Origin of the sequence: Nonomuraea sp. NPDC050478, from assembly GCF_044458265.1 — a bacterium.
GTDB lineage: Bacteria > Actinomycetota > Actinomycetes > Streptosporangiales > Streptosporangiaceae > Nonomuraea > Nonomuraea ferruginea.
Map to the genome: position 1 here is coordinate 462490 of NZ_JBITHT010000003.1, position 20258 is coordinate 482747.

Genomic DNA, 20258 nt, shown 5'->3' on the forward strand with positions numbered 1-20258 from the left:
GGCAGCCCATGGACCGTACAATTGCGCGCAATTGCCGCGTAGTTCGGGGAAGGGTCGTCATGCGGATGCGGTTCCTTGGGTCCACGTCGGAGGCGGGCGCCTGCCCCACCCTCTACGAGACGGATCGCGGCACGATCGTCGTCCAGGGACTTCAGGTCTCGGACCCCGAGGCGCTCGCGGACCTGCGTGACGTGCTCGACGGCGAGACGGCGGTCGAGGTGCCGCGCGAGCTGCTCACCGAAATCGCGGCCCGGGTCCTGCCCGAAATCACGGCAACCGCTTTCCAGGGCAGTGCCCCCGCACAACCAGCGACCGGCTGATCACAATTGCGCGAACAGGCCTGGCATGATCCGGGATCACAGGTCTAGCCTCTAGCGACGTGAGCTCGTTTCAGCAGGCGCGCATCGACCTCGGCAGCCAGCTCCGCCAGTTGCGCGAGTCGGCGCACCTGTCCGGCAAGGAGCTGGCCGAGCGGCTGCGCTGGCAGCCGTCCAAGGTCTCCCGCCTGGAGAACGCCCGCCAGACGGCGACGGAGGACGACGTGGTGGTGTGGGCCCAGGCGGTGTCCGCCTCTCCGGAGACCACCGACGAGCTCATCACGCAGGCCATCGCGCTGCTGGAGCGGCACGACGGCTGGAAGCAGCGCCACCGCAGCGGCCTGGCCGCCATCCAGGAGGACCTGCGCGACCTGGAGGCGCGCACCAAGCTGTTCCGCGCCTTCGAGCCGGGCATCCTGGTCGGCCTGCTGCAGACGGCCGAGTACGCGCGCCACGTGTTCAGCAAGGTCAAGCGCCTCTACAGCGCGCCCGACCAGATCGACGCGGCGGTGCGGGTGCGCATGCAGCGCCAGGAGATCCTCTACGACCGCTCACGCACGTTCCGCTTCGTCATGCTGGAGGCCGCCCTGCACACCCGGCTCGCCCCGGCCGACGTCATGCGCGGCCAGCTCGACCGGCTGCTCGCCGTCAGCACGCTGCCCAACGTCGAGTTCGGCGTCGTCCCGTTCACCCGGGAGCTGCCGGCCAATCCGGTGCACGGTTTCTGGATCTTCAACGAGGCCCTGGTCACCGTCGGCACCCTGACGAAGGACCTGCTCTTCCGCGATCCGGACGACGTCGCCTTCTACACCAACGCCTTCGAGGACTTCGCCGAGGCGGCGCAATTCGACGAACCTGGCCGTGACATCATCATCAAGGTTCTTGACCAGTATCGAAAACATTCATCACATTAACCGGCGCAATTGCTTGCCCTCCTATCAAGATCGTGCAATTCTTTGCCCGAGACGTTGCGGAGGTGATGCATGATGCTGGATTCCGCGCTCTGCCTCGAGCAATTCGCTTGGCATGCGGGTCGTCACGCTGACCTGTCGGTTCAGCATGTCTCGCTGGCCAGCGACCCCGCCTACGTCTCGGTGCGCAACCGCTTCTCGGCCACGCTCGCCGAGAGCGTCACCTGTTCCGAGGATGGAAGTTTCATCACCTCGTGGGGTTACCGTCTCGGCACCGCCGACGACGTGGAGGCCGCCGCTGCCCGCCTCGCCTTCCTCCTGGCCGCGCTGCCCGCCTGAGCTCACGCCCGCGCGCCGGGGGCAGGCGTGCCCGGCAGGGTCATCGTCGCGACCACGCCGCCGTCGGCCGCATTGTGGAGCCTGATCTCTCCTCCCACCTCCTTGACGGCCTGGTGGACGATGGCCAGGCCCAGCCCGGAGCCCGGCAGCGACCGGGCCGAGGGCGAGCGCCAGAACCGGTCGAACACGTGCGGCAGCTCCTCCTCAGGAATGCCCGGCCCGTGGTCCCGTACGGTCAGCTCGCCGTCCCGGAGGGTGACCTCCACCTCGCTGTCAGGGCTGAACTTGGCGGCGTTGTCGAGCAGGTTGAGCACCGCCCGCTCCAGCGAGGCGGCCCCGCCGACCACGTACCACGGCTCCAGGTCGGCGGCGATCTCGGCGCCGCGCAGCCGCGCCCGCTCCACCGCGGCGGTGACCACCTGCTGGAAGGCGAGCTCGGCGTGCGGCTCGTGGTCGGTGTCGCCGCGGGCGAGCTGTAGCAGGTCGCCGACCAGCGTGGTCAGCTCGGCGAACTGCGCCTTGACGTTGACCAGCAGCCGCTCCTTGGCGCCGGGGTCGAGGCTGCGGCCGGTCTGCTCGCTGCGCAGCAGCAGGTCGATGTTGGTGCGCAGGGTGGTGAGCGGGGTGCGCAGCTCGTGGCCGGCGTCGGCGACGAGCTGCCGCTGCCGGTCGCGGGAGCCGGCCAGCGCGGCCGTCATCGCGTTGAAGGAGGCGCTCAGGCGGGCGATCTCGTCGCCGCCCTCGACCGGGATCCGGGTGTCGAGGTCCTCGGTCTGCGCGATGTGCTCGACGGCCCTGGTCAGGCGGCCGACAGGGCGCAGCGCGGCGCGGGAGACGAGCAGCCCGACCGAGGCGGCGACCAGCACGCCGAGCGCGGCGACGCCGGCCAGCAGGACCGTCACCCTGCGCAGGGTGTCGTTGATCTCCTCCACCGGCCTGCCGACGACGAACGCGGCGTTCTCGTCCACGTTCCTGACGTAGACGCGCAGCGGGGTGCCGTCGTCGGCGCGGCCGTCGTAGAACTCCCACTGGCCGTAGTAGCCGGCCGCGATCCGCCTCTCGTGGGGGGTGACCTTGATCGCGGTGTTGCCCATGACGCAGCGCTCGCCGCCGGGGAAGACGATCTGCATCGGCTCGGTGAACGCCGGGTGCCCGTCGAGCGCGGCCGCCGGCTCGGAAGAGCAGTTGCGCACCGCCCCCTGCATGGCCTTGACCGGCACGGCGATGTCCCGCAGCGACTGGTTGAGCTGCCAGGACAGCTCCCGCCGGACGAAGTACCAGCAGCCCACGGCGGAGACCGCGACGGCTATCGCCACCGCCGCGGCGACCAGGAGCGTCAGCCGCGAGCGAAGACTGCGTTTCCTCATGGCGAGCCTCTGAGCACGTAGCCGACGCCGCGCACGGTCTGGATGACGCGCGGCTCGCCGCCGGCCTCGGTCTTGCGCCGCAGGTACATCACGTACACGTCGAGCGAGTTGGAGGTGGGCTCGAAGTCGAACCCCCACACCTCGGCCAGGATCTGGTCGCGGGTCAGGACCTGGCGCGGGTGCGTCAGGAACAGCTCCATCAGCAGGTACTCGGTCCTGGTCAGGTCGAGCCGCCGCGCGCCCCTGGTGACCTCGCGGGTCACCGGGTCCATCCGCAGGTCGGCGAAGGACAGCGCGTCCCCGGGCGCGTTCGGGCCGCTGAGCGCGCCGCGCCGGAGCAGCGCGCGCACCCGGGCCAGCAGCTCGTCCAGCTCGAACGGCTTGACCAGGTAGTCGTCGGCGCCCGCGTCCAGTCCGGACACGCGGTCGCCGACGGCGTCGCGGGCGGTGAGCATGAGCACGGGGATGTGGTTGCCGCCGGCCCGCAGCCGGCGGCAGGCGGTCAGCCCGTCGAGCCGGGGCATCATGACGTCGAGCAGCACGGCGTCGTACGGGCTGCCGGCCAGCTCGTCCAGGGCCTCCTGCCCGTCGTCGGCGGTGGTGACCTTGTAGCCCTCGAACTCCAGGCTCGACTGCAACGCCTCGCGCAAGGCGGGCTCGTCGTCCACCACCAGCAACCGGGCAGCCTCGTTCATGCGCACCACGCTAGAGGAACATTCTGAGAACCCGATGAAGGCAGGTCAGCGCCCCAGGACCGCCATGGCCGCGTTGTGGCCGGGGATGCCGCTCACCCCGCCGCCGCGCCGGGCGCCGGCCCCGCACAGCAGGATGCGCTCGTGCTCGGTCTCGACGCCCCAGCCGCCTTCCTCCCCGTACGGCCAGCTCAGGTCACGGTGGAAGATGTGACCGCCCGGCAGGCCGGCCTCGTTCTCCAGGTCGACGGGGGACTTGGCCTCGATGCACGGGGTGCCGTCGGGGGCGCGCAGCAGGCAGTCCCCGATCGGCTCGGCCAGCACCGAGTCGATCGAGGCGAGGGTGGCGCGCAGCGCGCGCTCCCTGGCCCCGTCCGGGTCCTGGCGGAACAGGCGGGCGGGCATGTGCAGGCCGAACAGCGTCATCGTCTCGGCCTTGCCGCGCAGGCCGGGGCCGAGGATGGACGGGTCGGTGAGCGAGTGGCAGTAGACCTCGGCGGGCGGCAGGTCCGGGATGTCGCCCCCGGCCGCCTGGGCGTGGGCGCGGGCGAGCTGGCCGCCGCTCTCGTTGATGTGGAACGTCCCGCTGAAGGCCGCCTTCGGGTCCACGCCGGCGTCCTTGAGCCGGGGCAGCCGGGAGAGCACCATGTTGACCTTGAGCTGCGCCCCCTCGGGCAGGCCCGGCGTGCGGCCGAGCACCCGGTCGAGCACTGTGGGCGGCAGGTTGACCAGCACGTGCCCGCCGGTGACCGTGTGCTCGCCGTCGTCCGTACGGAACGTCACCTCGCCGGACGGCGCGATGCCGACGATCTCGGCGCCGGTCCTGATCTCCGCGCCGGCCGCGCGGGCGGCGGTCTCCAGCGCGCCGGAGACGGCGCCCATGCCGCCCACCGGGACGTTCCACTCGCCGGTGCCGTCGCCGATCACGTGGTAGAGGAAGCAGCGGTTGGCCCGCAGGTCGGTGGCCGGGTCGGCGAACGTGCCGATCAGCGCGTCGGTGAGCACCACGCCGCGCACGACGTCGTCGGCGAACCGCTCGTCCACCGCCTCGCCGATGGGGCGGGCGAACAGGTCGCGCCACGCCTCGGCGCCGACCAGCTTCTCGACCTCCGCCGCCGGCCGCAGCGGCTCCAGCAGCGTCGGCGCCAGCGCCCGCGCGGCCGTCGCGGTCATGCCGTAGAACGCCTCCCAGGCGGCGTGGTCGGCCTCGCCGCCGGTGACGGCCCGGAACGAGGCCCTGGTGCGGTCCGCGTCCTCGCCGTCGACGAGCAGCCCGGTGTCGCCGACGGGCGTGTACGAGGAGTAGCGGCGGCGGCGCAGCTCCAGCTTCAGGCCCAGATCCTTGACGATCTTCGTCGGCAGCAGGCTGACCAGGTAGGAGTAGCGTGACAGCCGCACGTCCACGCCCGGGAACGGCCGGGCCGAGATCGCCAGGCCGCCCGTGTGGTCCTGCCGCTCCAGCACCAGCACCCGCCGCCCGGCCCGGGCGAGATAGGCGGCGGCGACCAGCCCGTTGTGCCCGCCTCCGGCGATGACCACGTCGAAAGTCCCCATTCTCCGCACTCTAGGACCTCCGATCCCGGCCCCGCCATCGGACCCGGGCCTCTCTTCCGTCAGGCCGGGCGGGCGGCGATGGAGAGGAGGGTGGCGGCGGAGCCGGTGAGGGGGCGGCCCCTGCGCCAGACGGCCCGCAGGGTGCGCGCCAGGTCCAGCCCGTAGAGCGGCACTTCGACCAGCCGCCCGGTGGTCAGCTCCGCCTCCACCGCGTAGGCGCTGAGCACGGCGGGGGCCACCCCCGCCTGGGCGGCGCCCTTGACCGCCGCGTTGGACCCCAGCTCCAGCCTCGGCCTGGCCCGGTGCAGCGCGCTGAACACCACGTCCAGCGTCTCCCTGGTGCCCGACCCGCGCTCCCGTACCACCAGCGGGGTGGCAGCCAGCTCGGGACCTCGCAGGAGGGTGCGGCGGCGCGCCCACGGATGGCCGGGCGCGACCACGACCACCAGCCGGTCGCCGCCCACCACCCGCTCGGCCAGCCCGTCAGGCACGGCCGGCCCTTCCACGAACCCGAGTTCCACCTCCCCGGCCAGCACCCGGGCCGCCACGTCGGCGGAGTTCATCACGTCCAGCCCGGCCTCGACGTCCGGCTCCCGGCTCTGCAGCTCGCCCAGCCAGCGCGGCAGCAGGTACTCGGCCACGGTCATGCTCGCCGCGACCCTGAGGTGCCCGGCCCCGCCGCGCCGGACGGCCTCGGCGGCGCGCACGAGCTCCTGGGCGGCGCCGACGACCTGCGCGGCCCAGCCGGCCACGATCTTCCCTTCGCCGGTGAGCGCCGACCCGCGCGGGGTGCGCTCCAGCAGGGGCAGGCCGAGGCGGCGTTCGAGCCGGGCGATGCGCTTGCTGGCCGACGGCTGCGCGATCCCGGCCGCCCTGGCCGCCTGCCCGAGGCTGCCCAGCTCGCCGACGTCGACCAGCAGCTTGAGCGAGACGAGATCGGGCAATTCACTCATAGCCCCAGGCTATGGCCTGCCATCCGGCGAGCGGCTACCGGCGTTCCCGGTCCCGCCGAAGACTGGATGCCGTGCCCCTGCCTGCTCTCCGGTCCCTGCCCGCCCTGCTGCCCGGGGTGCTCGTGTCGGCTGCCGCGCTGGGGGTCGCGCTGGCGGTGAACGCGGCGGTGCCCGCGGTGAGCGCGGCGGTGGTCGCGGTGGTGCTGGGGGCGGCGCTGGCGGGCTTCGGGGGTGCCGGCCGGCGGCTGCTGCCGGGGCTGCGGTTCGTGTCGAGGCCGGTGCTGCGGGCGGCGGTGGTGCTGCTCGGGCTGCAGGTCTCGGTGCCGCAGATCCTGGGGCTGGGCTGGCAGACGGTGGTGGTCGTGGTGGTGGCCACCGGGGTGACGTTCGCGGTGACGCCGGTGGCCGGCCGCAGGCTCGGCGTCCCGCCGGGCGCCTCGCTGCTGGTGGCGACGGGGGTGGCCGTCTGCGGGGCGGCGGCGATCGCGGCCATGCACGACAGCGCGGGCACCGAGGACGACGAGGCGGCCGCCGCGCTGGCGGTGGTGGTCCTGTACGGCACGGGCGCCCTGCTCGCGATCCCCCTCGCCGCCTCCTGGCTCGGTCTCTCCCCCTCGCAGCTCGCCGTCTGGACGGGCGCGGCGGTTCACGAGGTGGCTCAGGTGGCGGCCATCGGGGCCGCCACGGGCGTCCTGACGACGGCCGTGACGGTCAAGCTCGGCCGGGTCCTCCTCCTGGCTCCCCTGGTCGCCCTCGTCTCGTACACGGGGTCTCACGCCACGCCCGGGAGGCGGCTCCAGGACGCGCATGCCGGACGGGTGGGCCTGCCCGCGGGTCCACCGGTTCGTCCCGCACGGGCACCGCGCGGGAAGGCGGGGCGGGTGGCGGGGGTGCCGCTGTTCGTGGCCGGGTTCGTCGTCATGGCATGCGTGCGCGGCACGGGGATGGTGCCGGACGGGGTCGTCGCGGTGGCGGGGCAGGCGGCGAATATCCTGTTGGCTGCCGCGATGTTCGGCCTCGGCACCGGGATCGACGTGCGGAGACTGCTGCGCGGGGGGCGGACCGTGCTGCTCGGCGGGATCGCCACCGGGCTCGTCGGCGGGGTGTCGCTCGCGGGTGTGCTGCTGCTCGTGTGATCCCCCGGGCGGACGGCGGCGCGGGGGTGTCGCCGTCCGGGTGAGCACGGGTGGACGCGGACGCGGTCCCCCCGTACGCTGCTCGGTTCGGAACAATTTCCTCGAAACACTCCGTTCCGACAATGCGCCACAAGACCACTCAAGGAGTACGAAACACACATGCGCCGCACCACCGACTCCCTTCTCCAGCCGTCCGACGAGGTCGCCGAGGCTCTCGACTCGGGCGCACCGGTCGTCGCGCTGGAGTCCACGATCATCTCGCACGGCCTGCCCCGGCCCCGCAACCTCGAGGTCGCGCGCGAGCTGGAGGAGATCGTACGGCGCGAGGGCGCGGTCCCCGCCACGATCGCGGTGCTGGACGGAGTGGCCAGGATCGGCCTGGACGAGGCCTCGCTGGAGCGCGTCGCGATGGAGCCGGGGCTGCGCAAGCTGAGCCAGCGCGACCTCCCGCTCGCCGCCGCGCTGAAGGTGAGCGGCGCGACCACGGTGGCGGCGACGTCGTTCCTGGCGGCCCGGGCGGGCATCCGCCTGTTCGCCACCGGCGGCCTGGGCGGCGTGCACCGCGGCTGGACGGACGACCAGGACGAGTCCGCCGACCTGGACACCCTGTCCAGGACCCGCGTCACCGTGGTGTGCGCGGGCGTCAAGTCCATCCTGGACGTGCCCGCCACGCTGCAGCGCCTGGAGACGCGCGGCGTGACCGTGGCCGGCTATCGGACCGACGAGTTCCCCGGCTTCTACCTGCGTTCCTCCGGCCGTCCCGTGGAGTGGCGGATCGAGACGCCCGAGGAGGCGGCCGCGGTCATGCGCGGCCAGGACGCGTTCGGCGGCCAGGAGACGGCGCTGATCGTGGCCAACCCGATCCCGGAGGACCAGCAGCTCGACCCGGCGCTGCACGACCGCGTGCTCGCCGAGGCCCTGGCCACCGCCGAGCGCGAGGGCGTCACCGGCCAGGCGATCACCCCGTTCCTGCTGGGCTACCTGGTGCGCGGCACCGGCGGGGCCTCCCTGGAGGCCAACCTGGCCGCGGTCCGCGGCAACGTCGCGCTCGCGGCCCGTGTCGCGCTGGCCTGGTCACGATCGTGAACGGCCAGGGCCTGCTGGTCATCGGCGACGTGGTCACCGACGTGGTGGCCATGCACGGCGCCCCGGTCATGTCGGGCCCCGACATCCCTTCTGACATCGCCGCCGACATCGCGCTGCGCCCCGGCGGCTCCGGCGCGAACACCGCCGCGTGGGCGGCCTTCCTGGGCGCCGACGCGAGCCTGCTGGCCCGCTGCGGATACGACAGCAGCGAGTGGCACATCACCGAGCTGACCAAGACCGGGGTGCGCCCGCACATCCGGATCGACGCCGCCAACCCGACCGCCGTGGTCATCTCGATGGTCGACAGCACCGGCGAGCGCTCCATGCTGACGAACCGGGGGGCCGGCGAGCTGATCTCCCCCCTCGACTGGGACGACGCGCTCCTCGACGGCGTGACGCACCTGCACGTCTCCGGTTACACCCTGTTCAGCGAGCCCGGCCTGGCCCTGAGCAGGCTGGCCATGGCGAAGGCGACCGGCGCGGGGGCCTCGATCAGCGTCGACCCGGCCTCGACGGGCCCGCTCGCCGGGTTCGGCGTGACGCGGTTCCTCGGCGAGACGGCGCTCGCCGGATTGATCTTTCCCAATCGTGACGAAGCTCTCCTTCTCAGCGGCGCCGCCACGCCCGAGCGGGCGGCCGAGACGCTCAGCGAGCATTACGGGACAGCGGTCGTGAAGCTGGGGCCCCAGGGCGGTCTCGTGGCGGTAGGCGGGCAGGTCGTGGCGAAGGCGGACGCGGTGCCCGCGGAGGCCGTGGACTCCACGGGAGCCGGTGACGCGTTCGCCGCCGGCTACCTCGCCGCCGCCCTGTCGGGGGCGGGCGAGAGGGAGGCTCTGGAGTCAGGTTGCCGTGCGGGTGCCGAGTGTGTGGCCCTCGTAGGGGGTCGTCCACGGTACGGTTTGGACATGAAGCGTCTTTACCCTATTCACACCGATTGATAGCTTGCCGCGTAGGCTGCACCATCAGTCACATGCGTATCGCGGCACACTGGGGAGGATAAGGTCCCGCCGATGGACGTCGAGTCATCGATCTGCCTGAGCGACCTGGTCCCTGCCCTGCGCTGGAGTCGGCCGCAACAGGTCGCGGAGGCGCTGTCCGATCCGCGCCTGCCGTCCGCGTGGTGGTCGTCGATGCCGCTGCAGAGGGCCTTCGCCGCGACCGGTCTCGACTGGGTGTGCGAGCGGCTCGCGCTCCTCGCCTCCTCGCGCTGGGATCATCTGCCGCTGGGCGACGTGCTGCCGGCCATGGCGCTGCATCCGATCGATCCGACGCTGCCGGGCTATCCCGAGCCCGCCCGGACGGCGATCGTGGGCCTGGGCGGCTGGCACCGCCTGCGCCGCCTGACGCCGGCCGACCTGAAGGCGCCGGGGTCCACCCCCGAGACGGTGATGGGTACGGTCTTCCGCGAGGTGCTCGGCAGGCTGGCGGCCCGGCCGGAAGCCGTGGCCGGGCATCCCGAGGTCACCAGGCCGGTCCAGCGCGGCGCGTCCGGCACCGGTTCCTTCCCCGCCGCGGGCGAGCGTCCGGCGGCCGCGTTCGAGGGCACCGGCGCCTTCGCCGGCCCGAACGGCGGCCCCGCCAAGGGCGAGCCGCTGCCGCAGCGCGCCGACGAGCGCCGCAACACCGGAGCCTTCCCCGCCCCCGCCGACGAGCGCCGCAACACCGGCTCCTTCCCCGCCCCCGCCGACGAGCGCCGGAACACCGGCTCCTTCCCCAGGGTGGGCGACGACGCGCGGCCGGGCGGCGAACCCCGGCGTCCGGCGGCCTCCTTTCCACCCGAGGAACAGCGGTCCCCCGGGTCCTTCCCCGGCGACAGCCGGCGCGCTCCCGGCTCGTTCCCCGGCGACCCCCAGCGGTCGCAGAGCTCGTCCCCGGACGAGGGCCGGCGCTCCACCGGATCCTTCCCCGCCGTCGGCCGCGACCAGCGCTCCACGGGCTCTTTTCCCGCCGTCGGCCGGGACCAGCGGTCCACCGGTTCCTTCCCCGCCGTGGGCGGGGGCCAGAGCCCGCTGCCGCAGCGCCCCGCCGCGGCCGACTCCTCCGGCCCGCACACCGGCTCCCTGCCGAGCCTCCCCGGCGGGTCCGCCTCGTACGGCTCCCAGCCCGCCCCTGTGCCGTCCGACACCGACCACGCGATGGTCAGAGTGGTCGACAGCCTGTTCCGCGGCCTGAACAAGCTGGAGCTGGCCGTGGCCGAGCACCGCCTGTTCGCCGAGGACCCGGTCAGCCTGCGCACGCTCGCGCACAAGATGCTCGTCGAGCGCGAGATCCTCTCCCAGGCGCAGCGCACCGCCGAGGAGCGGGTGCTCACCTGGCTGCGCTCGTCGGAGTCGGCCCCGATCACCGGGCACATGTTCCGGCTCACCGAGTGGCTGGGCGCCGCCGCGACCGAGGATCAGCTGATCGGCGCGGACCCCGCCCATCCCGCGACCGTGCCGTCCCTGCGCACCCCGCTGTGGCGGGTGCTGGTCACGCTGATGCCGGACCGCCGCCTCCAGGACGGCTGGCTGGTCGTCGGCGACATCCAGGGACTGCAGGCCCGTACCCGCAGGCTGCTGGCCTCGGCCCAGCCGGACGCGGACATGGTGGAGCTGATGGCGGAACTGGGCATCCGCGCCCACTCGGCCAAGGCGTGGCTGGACGCGCTGCCGCCCGAGCAGGTCCACGACCCGGTCGCCGCGTCCGAGGGCCCGCCGCAGCCGCTGCCGCGCCGCACCCCCGGCGCCAACGGGCACCACCACAGGGGCGGCCAGCCGATCCCCGCCGCCGCGGCCAACTCCATCGACCCGTCGGCCGCGCTCGCGACGCTGTCGGCCCTCTCCAACGGCCGCTCGCCGATGCTCCAGGGCCACCTGGCCGGCACCCCGGCCACTCCCCCGCCGCCGCCTCCGAGCCCGTCGTCGGATCCGCGCCGCTGGCAGCGCATCGAGGTCAAGCCCGAGCACCTGCGCGGCGGCCCGGTGCCGGTGCCGCAGAACTACGCGGCCCAGCTCGGCATGCGCCCCGGCACGCTGCTGTCGGTCACCGGCCCGGGCGACAACGCGATCGTGCTGGTGTGGCAGGGTCAGCAGCCGGTGTTCGACTCTCTCCAGCCGGTGCTGATGAGGCTCAACGCCCGCCCCGGCGACCAGGTGTACGTGACGGTCGACGGCTACCGCCTGGAGGCCCAGCTCACGGGCTGAGGCCGCTCACTCGCCGAACAGGCGCAGCGCGTGGGCCTTGGCTGCGGCCTCGCCCCGGGAGGCGACGCCGAGCTTGGCGAGGATGTTGGACACGTGCACGCTGACCGTCTTGACGGCGATGAACAGCTCGGCGGCGATCTCGCGGTTGCTCCGGCCCCTGGCGACGTGGCGCAGCACCTCCAGCTCGCGGGCGGTCAGGCCGAGCGGCGGCCCGCCGGGCGCGGACTGGTCCGCCAGGGCGATCCCGGCCCGCCTGGCCAGCGCGTCGACCCGCGCCAGCAGCGGCCGCGCGCCGAGCCGCCGCGCCAGCTCGTCCGCCGTGGCCAGCCGCGCCGCCGCGTGCTCGCGGTCGCCGCACGCCAGCGCGGCGTGCGCGGCCCCCTCGCACACCCGGGCTCGCGCGTACGGGTTGCGCAGCGCCTCCCAGGCGGCCACGGCCGCGTCCCAGGCCTTGAGCCGGGCCTCGGGGTCGTCCTCCGTCACGGTCATGGCGGTGACGGTGAGCCGCTGGGCCTGCTGCAGATCGCCGTCGGCGGGCAGCCGCTCGGCGAGGGCGCGGACCTCGGCCACCACCGGGCCGCCCAGCTCTGCCAGCGACGCCAGCAGCCCCCACGAGTAGCGCGGCTCGGCCCTCAGGTCGTGGGAGCGCAGCAGGCGCAGGCCCGCCTCCCGCGCCTCGTCGACCCGGCCGCGGGCCAGCAGGAGCTCCGCCTCGCGGCGGCCGTGGGGCAGCACGGTCTGCTCGCGGAACGAGCCGCGCACCACGATGCGCTCGATGGCCGCCAGCAGCTCCGCGGCCTGGTCGAGCCGGCCGCGGGCCAGCGCGATGTCGGTGGCGAAGCCGCGCAGCCCGGTCTGGTGGGGCGGGGGCGGCACCAGCTCCAGGGCGTGCTCGATCACCTCCAGCGCCTCGTCCCAGCGGCCGAGCGACATCAGCGGCTCGGCCAGGTTGATCGACAGGAACGTGCCGGACGTGCGGGCCAGCCCGTAGCGCTCGGCCAGCGCGATGCCGTCGCGGGCGACCTGGGCCGCCTCCTCGTGGCGTCCGGCGCCCTCCAGGCTGTCGGACTCGGAGATGGCCACGCGCATGAGCGCGTTGTAGGCGTCGGCGCGGACCGCCAGCCGGCGTGCCTCGGCGTAGCCGCCGTGGTGCTCGTCGATCTCGGCGAAGCGCAGGCATCTGGTCCAGGTGAGGCTGATCAGGGCCTGCGCCTGGACGGTGTCGTCGCCGGCCCGGCGGCCGATCTCGATGGCCTGCTCGGCGGTGGCGATCCGCTCCGCGCGCCGGTCCGGCCGGTGGAGCATGCGGGCCAGCGACTCCAGCACCTGGCCGCGCAACCTGCTCGGCGGCTCGGCGGGGACCAGGGCGGCCGCCTCGTACAGGTCGTCGATGTGGCCGGGGCGGCTCAGGTCGTAGCGGATGAGGCCGCGCAGCCGCAGCACGCGGGCGGCCGCCACCGGGTCGGCGGCGCGGTCGATCTCGCCGAGCGCGGCCGAGGCGAGCGCGGCGGCGCGGTCGTACTCGCCCGCGAGGTGGGCCACGACGGCCGTCTGGCGCAGCACGTCGGCGTGGCCGCGGCCGGTGCGCTCCGCCGCGTCGGGCACGTGGTCCCACAGCTCCAGCACCCGCGAGAGCATGCGCAGCTGCTCGTCGTAGGCGGTGGAGCGACGGGCCGCGGCGGCGGCGTGCCAGGCGCTGGTGAGCGCCCAGGTGGTGTCGCGGGCGGCGTGCCAGTGGTGGGCCAGCTCGATAGCGCCGCGCGGCGCGGGCAGGACCGACAGGTCGCGCTCCAGCGCCTCGGCGAAGCGGGTGTGGAGCCGGGTGTGCTCGCCGGGCAGCAGGTCGTCGTGGAGCGCCTCGCGGATCAGCGCGTGGCGGAAGGCGTAGCCCTCGCCGTCGACGGCGAGCACGTTGCCCGCCACGGCGGGGCGCAGCCGGGCGGCGAGCGCCGCCTCGTCGAACCCGGTGACGGCGGCCAGCAGGTCGTGCTCGATGCGCTGGCCGCCGGCGCTGGCCATGCGCAGCAGCTCCTGCGTCTCGTCGGGCAGCCGCTCCACGCTCGCCAGCAGCAGGTCGCGCAGTGACTCCGGGAGCAGGCCGCCGGAGCCGTCCTCGCTCAGCAGCGCCTCGACGAACAGCGGGTTGCCCTCGCTGCGCGAGTAGACCCGCTCGATGTCGGCGGGCGACGGCTCGCGGGCGAGGATGCCCGCCGCCTGGGCGGCGACCTCGCGGCGGCTGAGCCGGCTCAGCTCCACCCGGGTCACCCACGCGACCCTGGACAGCTCGGCGAGGAGCGGGCGCAGCGGGTGGGCGCGGTGGAGCTCGTCGGAACGGTAGGTGACGACGATCATCAGGCGGCCGGTGCCGCGCTGGTAGCGCACCAGGAAGGAGAGCAGGTCGCGGGTGGAGCGGTCGGCCCAGTGGGCGTCCTCCACGACCAGGATGACCGGCCGGTCCTCGGCCAGCCGCTCCAGCAGGCCGAGCAGCTGCTCGAACAGCCGCGCCCTGGCCTCGGCGCCGTCGCGGTCGGGCTCGCCGAACTCGGGCAGCAGCCGCGCCAGTCCTCGGGTCGTGCCGCCGGGCACCAGCTCCGCGACCCGGTCGCGGCCGAGCGTGCGCACCAGGGAGCGCAGCACGGCGGTGAACGGGGCGAACGGCAGGCCCTCGGTGCCGAGCTCCAGGCAGCCGCCGACGAGCACCAGCGCGTCGCCGGCCCGGTCGGTGAACTCCCCCATGAGCCGGGTCTTGCCCACCCCGGCCTCGCCGCCGACCAGCACGGTGGCCGCGGCGCCGCCGCGCGTCTCACCCAGCACACCCAGGAGCAGGTCGAGCTCGCCGGCACGGCCGACGAACAGGGGGCTCACCTGGTGGATGGTCACGCACCAAGCATGCCATCCCCCTACGACAAGGTCAGCGCAGCACCTTACGGTAGAAAGTGGCAGAAGCCTCGTAACCGAGCGCGTGGTAGAACTCCGGCGCGCGCCGGGTCGCCATCGCCACGTAGCGGGCGCCGCGGTCGCGCGCCCACTTCTCGAACTCCACGAGCAGGCCGCGCCCGATGCCCTGCCGGCGCGACCCCGACTGCACCATCGCCTCCTCCACCCAGGCGACGGGCCCGTTGGCGAAGAGCGTCAGATGGACGTAGCCGAGCAGATAGCCGTGGACGCGCCCGTCGACGACGGCGGCGAGCAGCAGGGTGTCTTCGTCCTTCAGCAGGAGCGGCAGCGCGGCGTCGAAGGCCTCGCGCTCGGGCCGGAAGGTGAGACCGAACTCGCGCGCCAGCGCGAACACGTCGTCCGCGTCGGACTTCTCCACCCTCCGGATAAGAAGATCGTCAGCCGTCATGACGTATGACACTAGATCGCGCCCCGTTCCCGAGTCCAACACTCATGAGTCGCGGATCGCCCGGACCCGGCCTGCCGAGGGTGGCGACAGGGTGCGCGGCACAAAAACGACATTCATACCATACACGAAGAAGTGCCGCGACACCTTCGACGGAACGCGGGCGGGCCGGGGTGGCAAGGATTTACCACTCCGGTACGCATAGCCCCTCCGAGGTAGAACATAAGAAAAGCTAGACTCTTTCATATTCCCTCTGCCTCGCCTAAGCTTTCATGAGAAAGGGCCTCCTGTCCGCACAATGCGACGTCGGCCGACAGGAGGCCCCTCCTCCCTCGCTACGGGAGGGATGGGTTGAAACAGACACACAACCGTACGGCTCGGAGGATCACCCCGAGACAGTTGCACTCGATGGATACGGCTGTACGGACTCATACCCTGACGCTGACGGCGGTTTCACAAGAACGACATTAGTCGCGCCTGGCGACCGTCTTCGTCAAACCCAGCGTAGAAGAAAAGCCCCAGCCACCACAAGTGGCGACTTTCGGGGTCAGCTAGAAAAAGGTACAACTCGGGTACATAAAATCACACTACGGGCATTGTTCCTACTTACCCGTAAATTCGCATATGTCGCCACTCTGACGACATTCGAGCGATATGTCCCCTATGACAAGCAGCAGAGTGACGGGTCGAACCCGCCGGCACGACGAGAACGCCCCGGCCACCCGCCGATTGCGGGCGACCGGGGCGCGTTCAACTCCTTCTACCGTCGGAGAACAGATAGCTCCCGACGATGATCATGCCTATCTGGAAGGTCCAGAGCCTGATATCCGCGAGCTCCGGCTTGACCTGGGCCCATGCCTTCTCGTCCAGGAAAGCCCCGGCGAGCACCGTGACCATGATCAAACCGGACAGAATGATCATATAGATTTTCAGGAACCACCATCGCAGGTGATCCTGTGACGGATCCAGCATTTCATCCTCATGGTTAAGGGGAAACGAGGCAGTCCGTCATCACCGCGCCGGAGATGGACCAGTGTGCTCCTTGTGGGCTCACCCCAGAGTCCGCCCTCCGCCGATCGAGTGCGATGCGCCGAATCCTAGTGCCCTGCGGCGAAGGACATCCGCCAATTCACAGATCACCCAATCCCAGCTGGCGGGCGATCAGCATGCGCTGCACCTCGGACGTTCCTTCGCCGATCTCCAGGATCTTCGCGTCGCGGTAGAAACGGCCCACCGGAAACTCGTTCATGAATCCGTACCCGCCGAAGATCTGCGTCGCGTCGCGGGAGTTGTCCATGGCCGCGTTGGACGAGACGAGCTTGGCGATCGCCGCTTCCTTCTTGAACGGGACGCCCGCGAGCATCTTCTCGGCCGCGTGGTAATAGGCCAGGCGGGCGGTGTGGGCGCGGGCCTCCATGTCGGCGATCTTGAACTGGATGGCCTGGTAATGGCCGATCGGGTGGCCGAAGGCGCGGCGCTCGCGCACGTACTTCAGGCACTCGTCCACGCAGCCCTGCGACAGGCCGACGCTGAGGGCGGCGATCGCGATGCGGCCCTCGTCCAGCGTCTGCAGGAACTGGGCGTAGCCGCGGCCGCGCTCGCCGAGCAGGTTGGCGGCGGGCACCCGGCAGTCGGAGAACGACAGCTCGCGCGTGTCCGAGGCGTTCCAGCCGACCTTGGAGTACTTCTTCGACACGGTGAAGCCCGGCGTGCCCGAGGGGACGAGGATGGTCGAGATCTCCCGCTCGCCGGTCAGCGCGGCGACGCCGACGACGCCGGTGATGTCGGTGCCGGAGTTGGTGATGAACGCCTTCGTCCCGTTGATCACCCACTCGTCGCCGTCGAGCACGGCGGTGGTGCGCATGCCGCCCGGCACGTCCGAGCCGCCGCCCGGCTCGGTCAGGCCGAACGCGCCCAGCATCTCCCCCGCGGCCAGCTTCGGCAGCCAGTATTCGCGCTGCTCCCCGGTGCCGAACCGGAGGATGGGCATCGCGCCGAGCGACACCGCCGCCTCCAGGGTGATCGACACACTGGAGTCGACCCTGGCCAGCTCCTCCAGCGCCAGGCAGAGGGCGAAGTAGTCGCCGCCCATGCCGCCGTACTGCTCGGGGATGGGCAGGCCGAACAGGCCCATCGCGCCCATCTGGCGGACGATGTCGTACGGGAACTCCTCGCGCTCGTAGTAGCCGCCGATGACGGGGGCGACCACCTCGCGGGCGAAGGCCTCGACGGTCTTGCGCAGCTCTTCGTGTTCGGGTGTCAGCATGGGTCAGCCTTTCGCGAGGGCCTGGACGACGCGGGAGGGGCTGGGCCGGCCCAGCCGGGCGGCCAGCCAGGTGCTGGTGGCCACGAGTTTGTCCAGGTCGAGGCCGGTCTCGATGCCGAGCCCGCGCAGCATCCAGACGAGGTCCTCGGTGGCCAGGTTGCCGGTGGCGGACTCGGCGTACGGGCAGCCGCCGATGCCGCCGGTGGAGGCGTCCACGGTGGTGACGCCCGCCCTGAGCGCGGCCAGGGTGTTGCCGAGCGCCTGCCCGTAGGTGTCGTGGAAGTGGACGGCGAGCTTTTCCGGCGAGGTGAACGCCTCGATGAGCGCGGTGACGTGGCCGGGCGTGCCGACGCCGATCGTGTCGCCCAGCGACAGCTCGTAGCAGCCCAGCCCGAGCAGCCGCTCCCCGACCGCGACCACCTGGGAGACGGGCGTGGGGCCCTCCCACGGGTCGCCGAAGCACATCGACACGTACGCGCGCACCCGCACGCCGTTCTCCAGCGCCCGGGCGACCACCGGCTCGAACATCTCGAACTGGCTCTCCAGGCTCCGGTTGAGGTTCTTGGCGGCGAACGTCTCGGTGGCGCTGGCGAAGACGGCGATCTCGTCGACGCCCCGCTCCAGCGCCCGGTCCAGGCCGCGCTCGTTCGGCACCAGCACCGGGTAGCGGACGCCGGGCCTGCGGTGCAGCCGGTCGAGCAGCTGCTCCGCGTCCGCGAGCTGGGGCACCCACTTCGGGTGCACGAAGCTGGTCGCCTCGATCACCTTGTGCCCGGCGTCGGCGAGCCGGTCGATGAACTCGGCCTTGACCTCGACGGGCACGATCGCGGCTTCGTTCTGCAGGCCGTCGCGGGGGCCGACCTCGTAGACGGTGACCTGCTGCGGCAGGCCCTCCATCGGGTACGCGCGCGCCATCATCCCTCCTCCACCACGGCCAGCACGGCGTCCATGTCGACGGGCCGGCCGGCCTGCGCCGGCAGCTCGGCGACGCGGCCGTCCCGTGGGGCGGTGACGGTGTGCTCCATCTTCATCGCCTCCACGATCACCAGCGGCTGGCCTTCCTTGACCTGGTCGCCGACCTGGGCCTTGACCACCAGGACGGTGCCGGGCATCGGGCTCCTGACCACGCCGTCGCCGCTCCCCGCGGCGCCGGCACGGTCGCCCGGGTCGCCGATCAGATGGCGGGTGACGGGCCAGGCGTGCCCGTCCCGGCCGAGCCAGACCGTCTCACCGTCCCGGGCGCACACGTAGTGCGTCGTACGACCGTCCACAGTGACGACGACCCCACCCCCGTACGGCCCGACCGCTCCACCCGCCGGCCTGTCTCCATACGGCCGGACGGCAGGTCCGCCCGGCGATCCGGGACCGTCCGCGTACGTGCGGAGTACGGCCGGAACGGGCGGGCCGTCCGCCACCCTGACCTCGGCGCCCTCCCGGGGCAGGCCGCGCACGTGGACGGCGTGCACGCCGTCACGCGTCTCCAGCCGCCACGTCGTCCACGCCCGCTCCCCGACCCGCCAGCCGTCCATGACCTCCCACGGGTCACGCCCCACCGGCTGATCGTGAAACACGAGCGCGGCGGCCGCCAGCGCATCCAAGGGCACCCCGCGCCCCATACGAGGCAAGGCGACCCCAGCCACGTCCGCGTGAGCCGCATCTGTACGGTCCCCGTCCTCGCGGGCCTGATCCGCACCACCCGCGTTCGTGCGAGCCGCATCCGCACGACCCCCGTCCTCGCGGGTCTGGTCCGTGCGGGCCGCTTCTGCGCGGGTTGGGTCGGTGAGGAGGAGGTCTGGGAGGGCTCGTTCGACCAGGCCGGTGTCCAGGTCGCCGGCGCGGACGGTTTCGTGGGCGAGCAGGGCTCGCAGGAACGGCACGTTGGTGGTGACCCCGAGCACCACGGTCTCGCTCAGGGCGCGGTCGAGGGCACGGAGCGCTCCCGCCCGGTCCGGGGCCCAGGCGATGACCTTGGACAGCATCGGGTCGAACTCGCTGCCGACCACTCCGCCCTCCAGCAGCCCGGAGTCGACCCGTACCCCCGGGCCGGAGGGCTCGCGCAGGGCGAGGACGCGGCCGCCGGTGGGCAGGAAGCCGCGCGCCGGGTCCTCGGCGTAGACGCGCGCCTCGACCGCGTGGCCGTCGAGCCGCACCTCGTCCTGGGTGAACGGGAGAGGCTCGCCGGCCGCCACCCGGAGCTGCAGCTCCACCAGGTCGAGGCCGGTGACCAGCTCGGTGACGGGGTGCTCGACCTGGAGACGGGTGTTCATCTCCATGAAGTGGTAGGCGCCCGTGGCGCCGTCGACGATGAACTCGACGGTGCCCGCGCCGACGTAGCCGACCGCGCGGGCGGCCTCCACGGCGGCGGCGCCCATGCGGGCCCTGGTCTCCGCGTCGACGAAGGGCGACGGGGCCTCTTCGACGATCTTCTGGTGCCTGCGCTGCAGGCTGCACTCGCGTTCGCCCAGGTGGACGACGGTGCCGTGGCCGTCGGCGAGGACCTGGATCTCGATGTGCCGGGGCCGCTCCACGTAGCGCTCGATCAGGAGGGTGCCGTCGCCGAAGGCGGCCGTGGCCGTGCGCCGGGCGGACTCCAGGGCGTCAGGCAGCTCCGCCGCCGACCTGACCAGCACCATGCCCTTGCCGCCGCCGCCCGCCGACGGCTTGATCAGGGCGGGGAAGGCGGACCAGGCCGAGAGCTCGTCGCCGGGTTCGGCCGCGCCCGGCACCACGGGCACTCCGGCGTCCGACACGGTGCGCTTGGCGCGGATCTTGTCGCCCATCGCCTCGATGGCGTCCGCCGGCGGCCCGACGAACACCAGCCCAGTCTCCGCGCAGCGGCGGGCGAAGGCGGCGTTCTCGGCCAGGAAGCCGTAGCCGGGGTGGACGGCCGCCGCACCGGAGCGCCGGGCCACCTCCACGATCGCCTCGATATCCAGATATTTCGGGATCTGGTGGGCCTCGTCAGCCTCGATCACGTGGCGCGCGCCCGCGTCGGCGGCCGTGTGCACGGCGACCGCGCCGATGCCGAGCGCGCGCAGGGTGCGGATGACCCGGACGGCGATCTCGCCCCGGTTGGCGACCAGCACCCGGCCGAACAGGGAATCAGTCATGA

At 72.8% G+C, this 20258-nt stretch carries 17 protein-coding genes; 7 read left to right on the forward strand and 10 right to left on the reverse strand.

Annotated elements, in window-relative coordinates:
• Positions 1-59: 59 nt before the first annotated feature.
• From ACIBF7_RS16605 to ACIBF7_RS16615, 3 genes are all read left to right on the forward strand, one after another.
• Positions 60-320 carry a hypothetical protein gene (locus tag ACIBF7_RS16605; protein ID WP_271278313.1) on the forward strand — a complete coding sequence of 87 codons (261 nt, stop codon included), beginning with the start codon at positions 60-62 and terminating at the stop codon, positions 318-320.
• 59 nt (positions 321-379) lie between these two features.
• Complete coding sequence (locus ACIBF7_RS16610) at positions 380-1231, forward strand: helix-turn-helix transcriptional regulator (protein ID WP_271278314.1); 852 nt, start codon at positions 380-382, stop codon at positions 1229-1231.
• A gap of 69 nt (positions 1232-1300) precedes the next feature.
• A complete protein-coding gene (locus ACIBF7_RS16615) occupies positions 1301-1567 on the forward strand; it encodes a hypothetical protein (protein WP_148030571.1) in 267 nt (88 codons plus the stop codon).
• A gap of 2 nt (positions 1568-1569) precedes the next feature.
• Here the strand turns inward: ACIBF7_RS16615 and ACIBF7_RS16620 are convergent, their stop codons facing one another.
• The 4 genes from ACIBF7_RS16620 to ACIBF7_RS16635 are packed head-to-tail and all read right to left on the reverse strand — an operon-like array spanning position 1570 to position 6133.
• Positions 1570-2934 carry a HAMP domain-containing sensor histidine kinase gene (locus tag ACIBF7_RS16620; RefSeq protein ID WP_271278315.1) on the reverse strand — a complete coding sequence of 455 codons (1365 nt, stop codon included), beginning with the start codon at positions 2932-2934 and terminating at the stop codon, positions 1570-1572.
• Positions 2931-3629 (reverse strand): response regulator transcription factor, encoded by a 699-nt coding sequence (locus tag ACIBF7_RS16625; RefSeq protein ID WP_345482535.1) that lies wholly within the window; start codon positions 3627-3629, stop codon positions 2931-2933. The genes ACIBF7_RS16620 and ACIBF7_RS16625 overlap by 4 nt, the downstream gene beginning before the upstream one ends.
• A 45-nt stretch (positions 3630-3674) precedes the next feature.
• Positions 3675-5180, reverse strand: a complete 1506-nt coding sequence (locus ACIBF7_RS16630) for an NAD(P)/FAD-dependent oxidoreductase (RefSeq protein WP_271280262.1) — start codon at positions 5178-5180, stop codon at positions 3675-3677.
• 59 nt (positions 5181-5239) lie between these two features.
• Positions 5240-6133 (reverse strand): LysR family transcriptional regulator, encoded by an 894-nt coding sequence (locus ACIBF7_RS16635; protein WP_219545403.1) that lies wholly within the window; start codon positions 6131-6133, stop codon positions 5240-5242.
• A 71-nt stretch (positions 6134-6204) separates the two neighbouring features.
• Here ACIBF7_RS16635 and ACIBF7_RS16640 point away from each other — a divergent pair, with 71 nt between their 5' ends.
• From ACIBF7_RS16640 to ACIBF7_RS16655, 4 genes are all read left to right on the forward strand, one after another.
• Positions 6205-7269, forward strand: coding sequence for a YeiH family protein (locus ACIBF7_RS16640; protein ID WP_271280261.1), 1065 nt, complete (start codon positions 6205-6207; stop codon positions 7267-7269).
• Between the two features lie 159 nt (positions 7270-7428).
• Complete coding sequence (locus tag ACIBF7_RS16645; protein ID WP_271280260.1) at positions 7429-8355, forward strand: pseudouridine-5'-phosphate glycosidase; 927 nt, start codon at positions 7429-7431, stop codon at positions 8353-8355.
• Positions 8352-9293, forward strand: a complete 942-nt coding sequence (locus ACIBF7_RS16650; RefSeq protein ID WP_364232525.1) for a PfkB family carbohydrate kinase — start codon at positions 8352-8354, stop codon at positions 9291-9293. The genes ACIBF7_RS16645 and ACIBF7_RS16650 overlap by 4 nt, the downstream gene beginning before the upstream one ends.
• A gap of 72 nt (positions 9294-9365) precedes the next feature.
• Positions 9366-11537 carry a hypothetical protein gene (locus ACIBF7_RS16655; RefSeq protein WP_397197482.1) on the forward strand — a complete coding sequence of 724 codons (2172 nt, stop codon included), beginning with the start codon at positions 9366-9368 and terminating at the stop codon, positions 11535-11537.
• A 6-nt stretch (positions 11538-11543) separates the two neighbouring features.
• Here ACIBF7_RS16655 and ACIBF7_RS16660 read toward each other — a convergent pair whose 3' ends face one another.
• The 6 genes from ACIBF7_RS16660 to ACIBF7_RS16685 all read right to left on the reverse strand — a co-directional run bounded on the left by ACIBF7_RS16660 (position 11544) and on the right by ACIBF7_RS16685 (position 20256).
• Positions 11544-14417, reverse strand: a complete 2874-nt coding sequence (locus tag ACIBF7_RS16660; protein ID WP_397197483.1) for a helix-turn-helix transcriptional regulator — start codon at positions 14415-14417, stop codon at positions 11544-11546.
• Between the two features lie 31 nt (positions 14418-14448).
• On the reverse strand, positions 14449-14853 hold the full coding sequence (locus tag ACIBF7_RS16665; protein WP_261808438.1) for a GNAT family N-acetyltransferase: 405 nt from the start codon (positions 14851-14853) through the stop codon (positions 14449-14451).
• A gap of 777 nt (positions 14854-15630) precedes the next feature.
• Positions 15631-15852 carry a hypothetical protein gene (locus tag ACIBF7_RS16670; RefSeq protein WP_148030560.1) on the reverse strand — a complete coding sequence of 74 codons (222 nt, stop codon included), beginning with the start codon at positions 15850-15852 and terminating at the stop codon, positions 15631-15633.
• A 157-nt stretch (positions 15853-16009) separates the two neighbouring features.
• Positions 16010-17146: an acyl-CoA dehydrogenase family protein gene (locus ACIBF7_RS16675; RefSeq protein WP_397197484.1), complete on the reverse strand. Its 1137-nt coding sequence runs from the start codon at positions 17144-17146 to the stop codon at positions 16010-16012.
• A 3-nt stretch (positions 17147-17149) separates the two neighbouring features.
• On the reverse strand, positions 17150-18064 hold the full coding sequence (locus ACIBF7_RS16680) for a hydroxymethylglutaryl-CoA lyase (RefSeq protein WP_397197485.1): 915 nt from the start codon (positions 18062-18064) through the stop codon (positions 17150-17152).
• Positions 18061-20256: an acetyl/propionyl/methylcrotonyl-CoA carboxylase subunit alpha gene (locus ACIBF7_RS16685; RefSeq protein ID WP_397197486.1), complete on the reverse strand. Its 2196-nt coding sequence runs from the start codon at positions 20254-20256 to the stop codon at positions 18061-18063. The genes ACIBF7_RS16680 and ACIBF7_RS16685 overlap by 4 nt, the downstream gene beginning before the upstream one ends.
• Positions 20257-20258: the final 2 nt, after the last annotated feature.